The sequence below is a fragment of the Campylobacter sp. BCW_6464 genome, from assembly GCF_001762775.1.
GTDB classification, from domain to species: Bacteria; Campylobacterota; Campylobacteria; order Campylobacterales; family Campylobacteraceae; genus Campylobacter_D; species Campylobacter_D jejuni.
The window spans coordinates 1-12,239 of sequence record NZ_MJXM01000029.1 but is presented as its reverse complement, the minus strand read 5'-3'; the positions used below and the strand labels follow the sequence as shown (position 1 = coordinate 12,239).

Here is a 12,239-nt window from a genome sequence, read left to right as displayed (position 1 = left end):
TAAAATATAGCCCCCATTTTTTAACCCACCAAATACTTATATAAATACTTACACAAATATTTATATTATTTAATCCTTTATTTAATCCCCTTTTAAGTTTAATTGGTTATACTTTCATTTCCTTTTTTGAAAAAAAGGACTTAAAATCTTTTAAATTATAAAGTTTCACTAACTGAGTAGATTTTATAAATTAACTTTATTTTAGATTTTTTAAGTTTTTAAATTATTTGAGTTTTTAACTTTCTTAATTTTTTAATTTAAAACTAAAAAGCTTTTTTATAAATCTTGTTTTTAATTTAAAAACTTTTCTTTTAAAAATGATTTTTTGTTTTGTTCTTTTAACTTAGTATTGTTATTCAAATCTTATTAGTCAATCTTTGAAATCTAAATAAGTGATCGATTGAGCCAGAAAGATTTAGGCATAAGTAATTATGTAAAATCTATTCAATCTAATTTAAAAAGATTAAAAGCTTTTCTTTTGATCTTTTATAACTTTTTCTTTGAAGAAAAAGATTAAACTATCTATAATTTTTATGGAGAGTTTGATCCTGGCTCAGAGTGAACGCTGGCGGCGTGCCTAATACATGCAAGTCGAACGATGAAGCTTCTAGCTTGCTAGAAGTGGATTAGTGGCGCACGGGTGAGTAAGGTATAGTTAATCTGCCCTACACAAGAGGACAACAGTTGGAAACGACTGCTAATACTCTATACTCCTGCTTAACACAAGTTGAGTAGGGAAAGTTTTTCGGTGTAGGATGAGACTATATAGTATCAGCTAGTTGGTAAGGTAATGGCTTACCAAGGCTATGACGCTTAACTGGTCTGAGAGGATGATCAGTCACACTGGAACTGAGACACGGTCCAGACTCCTACGGGAGGCAGCAGTAGGGAATATTGCGCAATGGGGGAAACCCTGACGCAGCAACGCCGCGTGGAGGATGACACTTTTCGGAGCGTAAACTCCTTTTCTTAGGGAAGAATTCTGACGGTACCTAAGGAATAAGCACCGGCTAACTCCGTGCCAGCAGCCGCGGTAATACGGAGGGTGCAAGCGTTACTCGGAATCACTGGGCGTAAAGGGCGCGTAGGCGGATTATCAAGTCTCTTGTGAAATCTAATGGCTTAACCATTAAACTGCTTGGGAAACTGATAGTCTAGAGTGAGGGAGAGGCAGATGGAATTGGTGGTGTAGGGGTAAAATCCGTAGATATCACCAAGAATACCCATTGCGAAGGCGATCTGCTGGAACTCAACTGACGCTAAGGCGCGAAAGCGTGGGGAGCAAACAGGATTAGATACCCTGGTAGTCCACGCCCTAAACGATGTACACTAGTTGTTGGGATGCTAGTCATCTCAGTAATGCAGCTAACGCATTAAGTGTACCGCCTGGGGAGTACGGTCGCAAGATTAAAACTCAAAGGAATAGACGGGGACCCGCACAAGCGGTGGAGCATGTGGTTTAATTCGAAGATACGCGAAGAACCTTACCTGGGCTTGATATCCTAAGAACCTTATAGAGATATGAGGGTGCTAGCTTGCTAGAACTTAGAGACAGGTGCTGCACGGCTGTCGTCAGCTCGTGTCGTGAGATGTTGGGTTAAGTCCCGCAACGAGCGCAACCCACGTATTTAGTTGCTAACGGTTCGGCCGAGCACTCTAAATAGACTGCCTTCGTAAGGAGGAGGAAGGTGTGGACGACGTCAAGTCATCATGGCCCTTATGCCCAGGGCGACACACGTGCTACAATGGCATATACAATGAGACGCAATACCGCGAGGTGGAGCAAATCTATAAAATATGTCCCAGTTCGGATTGTTCTCTGCAACTCGAGAGCATGAAGCCGGAATCGCTAGTAATCGTAGATCAGCCATGCTACGGTGAATACGTTCCCGGGTCTTGTACTCACCGCCCGTCACACCATGGGAGTTGATTTCACTCGAAGCCGGAATACTAAACTAGTTACTGTCCACAGTGGAATCAGCGACTGGGGTGAAGTCGTAACAAGGTAACCGTAGGAGAACCTGCGGTTGGATCACCTCCTTTCTAGAGTACAAAGTAATAAGTCTCACAACTATTACTTCAATATATAAACTCAATTGATTCTTGTTTAGATTTCAAAGATTGATGATAAAGCTAATTGTTTATGGGGAATTAGCTCAGCTGGGAGAGCGCCTGCTTTGCACGCAGGAGGTCAGCGGTTCGATCCCGCTATTCTCCACCATTTATTAAGGGCCTATAGCTCAGCTGGTTAGAGTGCACCCCTGATAAGGGTGAGGTCACAAGTTCAAGTCTTGTTAGGCCCACCATAAAAAAGATTTGAATAAAGAAGCTTTAAAATCTAAAGCAAGTATATAAAGTAGATTAAATATAAAATATAAACTCTAAATACTTAGATTTATTTTTATCTTTAGCTATAAAAGAATATACTTTAGATAGATATAAATAACATATACATTATGTATTTATATTTATAATGATTATATTAATATATATACTTCCTTTAGGTTTTAAACCTAATGTTCTTTTTAATTATCATTGTTAAGAGTCACAAGCAAGTTTTAATAAAAACAATTTTACAGGACTTGTTAAAGGATAAAACCTATTTATCTTTTCTTTAGTTTAACTTAACTTTTAGCTGTCTTTATTTCTATGAATAAAGAGAATATTAGATTTAAGGATTATAAATTAAAGACAAGTTTCAAACTCACAGCTTAGTTAAGACTAAATCATTTAGTTTTATATTAAGTGTTTGAATGCTTTCCGTCTTAAGATAAAGAAGTCTTATCATAAAAACTTTAACAAGGAAGTGATGCGTTTTAGAATCAATAAAAAAGGTAGAAGTTAGGTTATATCTAACTTTTATGCAAATTGTTTTTTTAGCGATTAAGAATTGAAGCTTTATCTACATTAATTTTTTAATGAATGTTTAGTTTATTTCGTTTTAAGCCTAATATCTTTTAGGTTGGCGGGGTAGGCCTTTAGCTTTGGTTCTTTAGGATGAGCTTTGCTCATCTGCTAAAAGAACATCAAAAGGTAAGCTACTAAGAGCGAATGGTGGATGCCTTGACTGGTAAAGGCGATGAAGGACGTACTAGACTGCGATAAGCTACGGGGAGTTGTCAAGAAGCTTTGATCCGTAGATTTCCGAATGGGGCAACCCAATGTATAGAGATATACATTACCTATATAGGAGCGAACGAGGGGAATTGAAACATCTTAGTACCCTCAGGAAAAGAAATCAATAGAGATTGCGTCAGTAGCGGCGAGCGAAAGCGCAAGAGGGCAAACCCAGTGCTTGCACTGGGGGTTGTAGGACTGCAATGTGCAAGAGCTGAGTTTAGCAGAACATTCTGGAAAGTATAGCCATAGAGGGTGATAGTCCCGTATGCGAAAAACAAAGCTTAGCTAGCAGTATCCTGAGTAGGGCGGGACACGAGGAATCCTGTCTGAATCCGGGTCGACCACGATCCAACCCTAAATACTAATACCAGATCGATAGTGCACAAGTACCGTGAGGGAAAGGTGAAAAGAACTGAGGTGATCAGAGTGAAATAGAACCTGAAACCATTTGCTTACAATCATTCAGAGCACTATGTAGCAATACAGTGTGATGGACTGCCTTTTGCATAATGAGCCTGCGAGTTGTGGTGTCTGGCAAGGTTAAGCAAACGCGAAGCCGTAGCGAAAGCGAGTCTGAATAGGGCGCTTAGTCAGATGCTGCAGACCCGAAACGAAGTGATCTATCCATGAGCAAGTTGAAGCTAGTGTAAGAACTAGTGGAGGACTGAACCCATAGGCGTTGAAAAGCCCCGGGATGACTTGTGGATAGGGGTGAAAGGCCAATCAAACTTCGTGATAGCTGGTTCTCTCCGAAATATATTTAGGTATAGCGTTGTGTCGTAATATAAGGGGGTAGAGCACTGAATGGGCTAGGGCATACACCAATGTACCAAACCCTATCAAACTCCGAATACCTTATATGTAATCACAGCAGTCAGGCGGCGAGTGATAAAATCCGTCGTCAAGAGGGAAACAACCCAGACTACCAGCTAAGGTCCCTAAATCTTACTTAAGTGGAAAACGATGTGAAGTTACTTAAACAACCAGGAGGTTGGCTTAGAAGCAGCCATCCTTTAAAGAAAGCGTAATAGCTCACTGGTCTAGTGATTTTGCGCGGAAAATATAACGGGGCTAAAGTAAGTACCGAAGCTGTAGACTTGCACACAACTTAGATTATTTAAGTTTAGAATATAAAAAAACTAAGTTATATGTTTTAAGTTATATTTTTACTGATTTTTATAGAGTAAAGATAGAAATAAAGCTTAGTAAAATCAGTAAAAATATTCTTGGTTTAAAGTTTAAGTAGTTTAAGTTGTGTGCAAGTGGTAGGAGAGCGTTCTATTTGCGTCGAAGGTATACCGGTAAGGAGTGCTGGAGCGAATAGAAGTGAGCATGCAGGCATGAGTAGCGATAATTAATGTGAGAATCATTAACGCCGTAAACCCAAGGTTTCCTACGCGATGCTCGTCATCGTAGGGTTAGTCGGGTCCTAAGTCGAGTCCGAAAGGGGTAGACGATGGCAAATTGGTTAATATTCCAATACCAACATTAGTGTGCGATGGAAGGACGCTTAGGGCTAAGGGGGCTAGCGGATGGAAGTGCTAGTCTAAGGTCGTAGGAGGTTATACAGGCAAATCCGTATAACAATACTCCGAGAACTGAAAGGCTTTTTGAAGTCTTCGGATGGATAGAAGAACCCCTGATGCCGTCGAGCCAAGAAAAGTTTCTAAGTTTAGCTAATGTTGCCCGTACCGTAAACCGACACAGGTGGGTGGGATGAGTATTCTAAGGCGCGTGGAAGAACTCTCTTTAAGGAACTCTGCAAAATAGCACCGTATCTTCGGTATAAGGTGTGGTTAGCTTTGTATTAGGATTTACTCCGAAAGCAAGGAAACTTACAACAAAGAGTCCCTCCCGACTGTTTACCAAAAACACAGCACTCTGCTAACTCGTAAGAGGATGTATAGGGTGTGACGCCTGCCCGGTGCTCGAAGGTTAATTGATGGGGTTAGCATTAGCGAAGCTCTTGATCGAAGCCCGAGTAAACGGCGGCCGTAACTATAACGGTCCTAAGGTAGCGAAATTCCTTGTCGGTTAAATACCGACCTGCATGAATGGCGTAACGAGATGGGAGCTGTCTCAAAGAGGGATCCAGTGAAATTGTAGTGGAGGTGAAAATTCCTCCTACCCGCGGCAAGACGGAAAGACCCCGTGGACCTTTACTACAGCTTGACACTGCTACTTGGATAAGAATGTGCAGGATAGGTGGGAGGCTTTGAGTATATGACGCCAGTTGTATATGAGCCGTTGTTGAGATACCACTCTTTCTTATTTGGGTAGCTAACCAGCTTGAGTTATCCTCAAGTGGGACAATGTCTGGTGGGTAGTTTGACTGGGGCGGTCGCCTCCCAAATAATAACGGAGGCTTACAAAGGTTGGCTCAGAACGGTTGGAAATCGTTCGTAGAGTATAAAGGTATAAGCCAGCTTAACTGCAAGACATACAAGTCAAGCAGAGACGAAAGTCGGTCTTAGTGATCCGGTGGTTCTGTGTGGAAGGGCCATCGCTCAAAGGATAAAAGGTACCCCGGGGATAACAGGCTGATCTCCCCCAAGAGCTCACATCGACGGGGAGGTTTGGCACCTCGATGTCGGCTCATCGCATCCTGGGGCTGGAGCAGGTCCCAAGGGTATGGCTGTTCGCCATTTAAAGCGGTACGCGAGCTGGGTTCAGAACGTCGTGAGACAGTTCGGTCCCTATCTGCCGTGGGCGTAAGAAGATTGAAGAGATTTGACCCTAGTACGAGAGGACCGGGTTGAACAAACCACTGGTGTAGCTGTTGTTCTGCCAAGAGCATCGCAGCGTAGCTAAGTTTGGAAAGGATAAACGCTGAAAGCATCTAAGCGTGAAGCCAACTCTAAGATGAATCTTCTCTAAGCTCTCTAGAAGACTACTAGTTTGATAGGCTGGGTGTGTAATGGATGAAAGTCCTTTAGCTGACCAGTACTAATAGAGCGTTTGGCTTATCTTTAATAAAGCATCACTTCCTTGTTAAGGTTTTTAAGAAAGCTTTGAATATAGATAATATTTAGAGTTTAGTAGAAATCTTTCAAGTAAAGTTTGTATTAGAACTTGCTCTTAACATTGTTTTTTAAGTATTCTATATAAAAACTTATCAAAGATAAAAGATAAGTAAAGAAGAAAGAAAAACAAAAGAAGAAAGAGAATAAAGAAAAAAGTAAAGAAATAAAAGATTAATCTTTATTTTTTAAATTCAATCTTTCAAAGAATATTTAAATAACAATGTCCGTGATTATACAGATGTGGAAACGCCTTGCTCCATCCCGAACCAAGAAGCTAAGCACATCGTGGGTGATGATACTACGCCTTACTGGCAGGGGGAAAGTAGCTCATTGCGGACTTGTTAAATGTCTTCATTGCTTACTTTATATATAAATCCTATGTTTATTTTTATTGTTGTTTTAGATGATGCTTAGAATTGTGTTTAAAAAAGAGTTTGTTGCTGTTTAGGGTTTTTAAGAGAATAGGGTGTTTTTAGGAGTTTGGAAAATAATAGAGGATAAAATTTAAAATTTTCTAAGTTAAAATTACGTAAAATATATTAACAATATTTTTGAAAAGATGTCGAAAATTTGAAGGCATCAAAATGGATTTTATAAAATTTCTTAATCATTTTCAACCCATATCTAAATCTTCTCAGCAAGCTAGTGTATACAAATCTTTTAAGTTGAATTTAAAACCAAATATTCTTAATGAAAAAGACGAAAATTCCTCTTCATTTCAAGAGCAAAAAACAGATGTAGCTCAAACTATGCTTCAAAGATTAGAAGATGAAAAAGTTTTCAATCAAAAGGTAAGTGATAAAGTAAAAAAGCTGAAAGAGGTATGACTACTATATATTTTAGAGATCCTATTACAAATAAACTCGTTCGTAGTGCTTTAAGTTCAACAGCCATCAATAAAATGGGGATTGAATTTGACAAAGAAGATATGACTAAAAGACTTGATGGATCATATATATTAAGTGGAAAAGCTGAAAATTTCGTGGCTGGATGGTATGCTGATATAGCATATACTAGAGCTTATGTGGCTAGTGATAGAAATAATGATAGATATTTAGAAGATTATGAACTTGAAGATACGAAAAGTGGTTTTGTAGCACAGGAAACAAATTTAGGACTTTTTGTGCAATCTTATACACAATTAAATGGTAGCGTGGATACTCTATTTGGTTTTGAAAAAGATTTTAGAGAAATGCGTCCAGATGATACTAAAGATATAGATTATGCTGGTAGAACTATAGGTTTAGAGCTTGATAAAATGATAAGAAAAGATGGAGATTTTAATGGAGAGCTTAGTTTTAGCGAAACTGGCATGTAAGCAGTAAAAACCAAAGCTCCAAATTCTGGATGGACTGAAAGCGTAGGTATGTTAACTTTAACTAAATTTAATCAAACTAATACAATAGAAATTAAAGATATCTTAGATAAATTAGGTAAAGGTGTAAAATATGATGATTTAAGTGAAGATGAAAAATCTCTACTTAAAATGCAATTATCTGATAAAATTTTTGATGAAGTTGAAGATAAAGAAACTGGTAATAAAAAACTTGTTCTTAATCTGGATAAATTTAAAATTTTCTATGAAGGTTTTGTGGATTTATTTAAACAAAGAAGTGCAAGAATGCTAGGTTTAAAACCTGAAGATGCAACTAAACTTAATTATGACAATCTTGGTGAAATTGTCAACGAAATGAAGCAAACTTATTTTGATACAAATTCTACAAGTTATGGAAAAATAGCTGATTTAATTAAAATTTGGGCTTAGTTTTTATAATTATCTTGTAAAGTGTATTGTTATTTTTATTTTGATATGTTGTATTCTTATAAAAAATCAACTAATAAAAGTTTAGTCATATAGACTAAATAAAATTAAGTATATTTTTTTATATTTATACTTGACAAAATAACACTCAATGTTGTATAATACTTTTAGCAATCAAAAAATAGAGTGCTAAAAATTTAAGGAAAGAGCTATGAAAAGCCGAGATAAAAAGGATTTGATTTTAGATTCTATCATCCAAACTTATCTTTTAGATAATGTTCCTATTGGTTCAAATGAATTGAATTTAAATCTTTGCATCCCTGCTTCAACTATACGCGTTTATCTTAAAAGGCTTAGCGACGAGGGTTTGATCACTCAGCTTCATATAAGTAGTGGTAGAATTCCTACTATTTTGACAATGCAAAATTACTGGCAAAGTTTTTGGAAAAAAGAACAAGATCAAGATATCAATATCAAAAGTGAGAATTTTTTAAAAGAGTTGAGCAAAGAATTTGAAATTTATTGTCTTGTTTATGGTGGTAGAAGCTTAGTACTTAAAGAAGTGCTTAATCTAAATGCTAAATTTATAGTGCTTGATTTTAAAGAAGAAGAGCTAGTTTTAAAATATGAAAAAGAAGCATGGAATTTTTTACAAAGTCTTATAGGATTAGATCTTTTTAGTATAGAAAGAATAGCTTTGAGAGTTCATTTTATAGATCTTGTAGAAAAAATAGCTAGCTTAAGACAAAATTTGATTTGCTATAGAAGTAATGAAGAAAGAGCTTATCAAATTTATCAAAATGATGAATTTGTTAAGCTCTTAGATTGTGGAGTTCATCGTTATTTTAAAGAAAGTCTTGAATTTGAACCTTTATTTAAAGAAGGTTTTATGGGGCTTAAGGTGGATGCGCAGTTTTTGGGCGAAGATGTAAATATTATCTTAGCAGGTAGTGTTTATACGGATTATAAAAAAATATTACAATACATAAAGGAGGCGGCGTGAGCGAGCAAAAGCAAGAATTTGAAAACGAAAACGCAGAAAATTCTGAACATTTGCAAGATGAGAATTTGCAAAATATCGAAGATGTTGAGCAAAACAAATTGCAAAAAGACTATGATGAATTAAAAGACAAATATATGCGTGCAAACGCTGAATTTGAAAATATTAAAAAAAGAATGGAAAAAGAAAAGCTAAGTGCTATGGCTTATGCAAATGAAAGCTTTGCAAAGGATTTGCTTGATGTTTTAGATGCTTTAGAAGCAGCTATCAATGTCGAATGCCATGATGAAATTAGCTTAAAAATCAAAGAAGGAGTGCAAAACACTTTAGATTTGTTTCTTAAAAAACTTGAAAAGCATGGAGTGGCTCTTATTAAAGAAGAAAAAGAGTTCGATCCAAATTTACATGAGGCAATGTTTCATGTAGATAGTGAAAATCATCAAAGTGGTGAAGTGGTTACCGTGCTTCAAAAAGGCTATAAAATAGCCGATCGCGTAATCCGCCCAACTAAAGTTAGTGTAGCAAAATAAATTTTAATAAAAAGGATAAAAAATGAGTAAAGTTATAGGTATAGATTTAGGAACAACCAATTCTTGTGTTGCTGTGTATGAACGCGGCGAGAGTAAAGTAATACCAAATAAAGAAGGTAAAAATACAACTCCTTCTGTGGTAGCTTTTACAGATAAAGGCGAGGTTTTAGTAGGAGATAGTGCAAAACGCCAAGCGGTGACTAACCCTGAAAAAACTATTTATTCTATTAAAAGAATTATGGGTTTGATGATCAATGAAGACGCGGCTAAAGAAGCTAAAAACAGACTTCCTTATCATATCACTGAAAGAAATGGCGCTTGTGCGATTGAGATCGCAGGTAAAATTTATACTCCGCAAGAAATTTCAGCAAAAGTTTTAATGAAACTAAAAGAAGATGCTGAGGCTTTCTTAGGCGAGAGTGTTGTAGATGCGGTTATTACTGTACCTGCATATTTTAACGATGCGCAAAGAAAAGCGACAAAAGAAGCAGGAACGATAGCAGGACTTAATGTATTAAGAATTATCAATGAACCTACTTCAGCAGCTCTAGCTTATGGACTTGATAAAAAAGATAGTGAAAAAATCGTGGTTTATGATTTAGGTGGGGGAACTTTTGATGTTACCGTGCTTGAAACCGGCGATAATGTAGTAGAAGTTTTAGCAACAGGTGGTAATGCTTTCTTAGGGGGTGATGATTTTGATAATAAACTTATAGATTTTCTAGCTAATGAATTTAAAGATGAAACAGGCATAGATCTTAAAAATGATGTTATGGCTTTACAACGCTTGAAAGAAGCAGCAGAAAACGCTAAAAAAGAATTAAGTTCAGCTAATGAAACTGAAATTAATTTACCATTTATCACAGCAGATGCAAGTGGGCCAAAACATTTGGTTAAAAAACTTACTAGAGCTAAATTTGAAGGTATGATTGATTCTTTAGTAGCTGAAACCATCACTAAAATCAATGAAGTAGTAAGCGACGCAGGTCTTAAAAAAGATGAGATCAAAGAAATTGTTATGGTAGGGGGCTCTACTCGTGTTCCTTTAGTGCAAGAAGAAGTGAAAAAAGCCTTTAATAAAGATCTTAACAAGTCTGTAAATCCTGATGAAGTTGTGGCTATTGGTGCGGCGATTCAAGGTGCGGTTATAAAAGGCGATGTTAAAGATGTGCTTTTACTTGATGTTACTCCGCTCTCTTTGGGTATAGAAACTCTAGGCGGGGTAATGACTAAGATTATCGAAAAAGGTACAACTATCCCAACTAAAAAAGAGCAAGTTTTCTCAACCGCTGAGGATAATCAAAGTGCTGTAACTATCAATGTTTTACAAGGGGAAAGAGAATTTAGTCGTGATAATAAATCTTTAGGAAATTTCAATCTTGAAGGAATTCCACCAGCACCACGCGGTATGCCACAAATCGAAGTTACTTTTGATATTGATGCAAATGGTATTTTAACTGTTAGCGCAAAAGATAAAGCAACAGGTAAGGCTCAAGAGATCAAAATCACAGGTTCAAGCGGACTTAGCGAAGAAGAAATTAACAACATGGTAAAAGATGCTGAACTTCACAAAGAAGAAGATAAAAAACGCAAAGAAGCTGTAGATGCTAGAAATGCAGCTGATAGCTTGGCACATCAAGTAGAAAAATCTTTAAGTGAGTTGGGTGAAAAAGTTGCCACTGCTGATAAAGAAAACATCCAAAAAGCTCTTGATGATTTGCGCGAGACTTTGAAAAATCAAAATGCAAGCAAAGAAGAGATTGAAAGCAAAATGAAAGCTTTAAGCGAAGTTTCTCATAAATTAGCTGAAAACATGTATAAAAAAGATGAGTCAAATGCAGCGAACGATAAAAAGAAAAAAGATGACGATGTAATCGACGCTGAAGTTGAGTAATCCTAAAATCTTCATTCAAGCCTTGTTAAAAGGCTTGAACTCAATTCTATTTTATCTTATTTAATTTTTAAAAATTTTTTAGTAGTGATTTTATATAATATATTATTAATAAAAACATAAGGAACGCATCTATAAAACCGCTTTACAAATCAAAGTCATTTGACACTTAAAATCAAAGTCTTATTTTTTCACTTTGATTTCTAACACGAAATTCACATCTATATTTTAACCTTTCAAATCAAAAGTTTTTAATTGCTTTTTGAAATTTTATGTTTAAATTCTTTGAAATTAAAATCAAAGGATTTAAAATGCAAATGCAAGAAGTGATTGAAAAATTAAAAGATATACTTGCAAGTGAAGGTAAGCGTGATTTAAAAACCAAAGATATAGCTAAAGAACTAGGAATTCATCCTGATACTTTTAATTCCATGAAATTTAGAAACTCCATTCCTTATCCACAAATCCTAAACTTTTTAAATCAAAGAAATATAAGCATTAATTATTTCTTCTATGGAAGTTCCCCAAAAGATCAATTAGAATGTGAGAATAAATATAAAATTTTAAAGCTTTATAAAACAAATGCAAGTTTAGGTGGAGGTGGTATAAATGATTTGATTGATAGCTCTGATTTAATCATCGATGAAAAGGTTTTAAACTTTTTTGGAAGTAAAGAATGTGAGTTTATCACTTGTTATGGAGAGAGTATGGAACCACTTATAAAAGATGGTTCAATTTGTGCAATAGATAGGAATAAGGCTTTTAAAAATAAAAGCATTTGTGTGATTAATACTAGAGATGGACTTTTTATAAAACAAGTTTTAAAACAAGTTGATGGAGTGATTTTACACTCTTTAAATCCTTTATATAAAGATATATTTTATAAAAATGGAGATTTTTTACTAATTGGTGT

7 protein-coding genes, 2 tRNA genes and 3 rRNA genes are annotated in these 12,239 nt (G+C 36.0%); all 12 read left to right on the top strand.

From position 1 onward, the window contains the following. The first annotated feature begins 530 nt into the window (after window positions 1-530). Window positions 531-2,043: ribosomal RNA gene (locus tag AJ885_RS01715) — 16S ribosomal RNA — on the top strand. 102 nt (window positions 2,044-2,145) lie between these two features. Beyond that, window positions 2,146-2,221, top strand: a tRNA-Ala gene (locus tag AJ885_RS01710). 8 nt (window positions 2,222-2,229) lie between these two features. Next, window positions 2,230-2,306: transfer RNA gene (locus AJ885_RS01705), tRNA-Ile, on the top strand. Between the two features lie 725 nt (window positions 2,307-3,031). Next, window positions 3,032-6,091: ribosomal RNA gene (locus AJ885_RS01700) — 23S ribosomal RNA — on the top strand. 274 nt (window positions 6,092-6,365) lie between these two features. After that, window positions 6,366-6,482: ribosomal RNA gene (rrf, locus tag AJ885_RS01695) — 5S ribosomal RNA — on the top strand. The 16S, 23S and 5S rRNA genes sit together here with 2 tRNA genes alongside, the layout of an rRNA operon. A gap of 245 nt (window positions 6,483-6,727) precedes the next feature. Next, window positions 6,728-6,970, top strand: a complete 243-nt coding sequence (locus AJ885_RS10405; RefSeq protein WP_180365769.1) for a hypothetical protein — start codon at window positions 6,728-6,730, stop codon at window positions 6,968-6,970. Then, complete coding sequence (locus AJ885_RS10400; protein WP_180365770.1) at window positions 6,967-7,461, top strand: hypothetical protein; 495 nt, start codon at window positions 6,967-6,969, stop codon at window positions 7,459-7,461. The genes AJ885_RS10405 and AJ885_RS10400 overlap by 4 nt, the downstream gene beginning before the upstream one ends. A 48-nt stretch (window positions 7,462-7,509) precedes the next feature. Then, a complete protein-coding gene (locus AJ885_RS10395) occupies window positions 7,510-7,908 on the top strand; it encodes a hypothetical protein (protein ID WP_180365771.1) in 399 nt (132 codons plus the stop codon). A 208-nt stretch (window positions 7,909-8,116) separates the two neighbouring features. Further along, window positions 8,117-8,908: an HrcA family transcriptional regulator gene (locus AJ885_RS01685; RefSeq protein WP_070209839.1), complete on the top strand. Its 792-nt coding sequence runs from the start codon at window positions 8,117-8,119 to the stop codon at window positions 8,906-8,908. Continuing rightward, entirely contained in the window at window positions 8,905-9,435 is a 531-nt protein-coding gene (gene grpE / locus AJ885_RS01680; RefSeq protein ID WP_002790452.1) for a nucleotide exchange factor GrpE, read from the top strand. Before AJ885_RS01685 ends, grpE begins: the two co-directional genes overlap by 4 nt. 22 nt (window positions 9,436-9,457) lie before the next feature. Then, window positions 9,458-11,329: a molecular chaperone DnaK gene (gene dnaK, locus AJ885_RS01675; protein ID WP_070273956.1), complete on the top strand. Its 1,872-nt coding sequence runs from the start codon at window positions 9,458-9,460 to the stop codon at window positions 11,327-11,329. A gap of 308 nt (window positions 11,330-11,637) precedes the next feature. Continuing rightward, window positions 11,638-12,239, top strand: a 602-nt coding sequence (locus tag AJ885_RS01670) for a helix-turn-helix transcriptional regulator (protein ID WP_070280637.1), incomplete at its 3' end; no start/stop codon positions are given.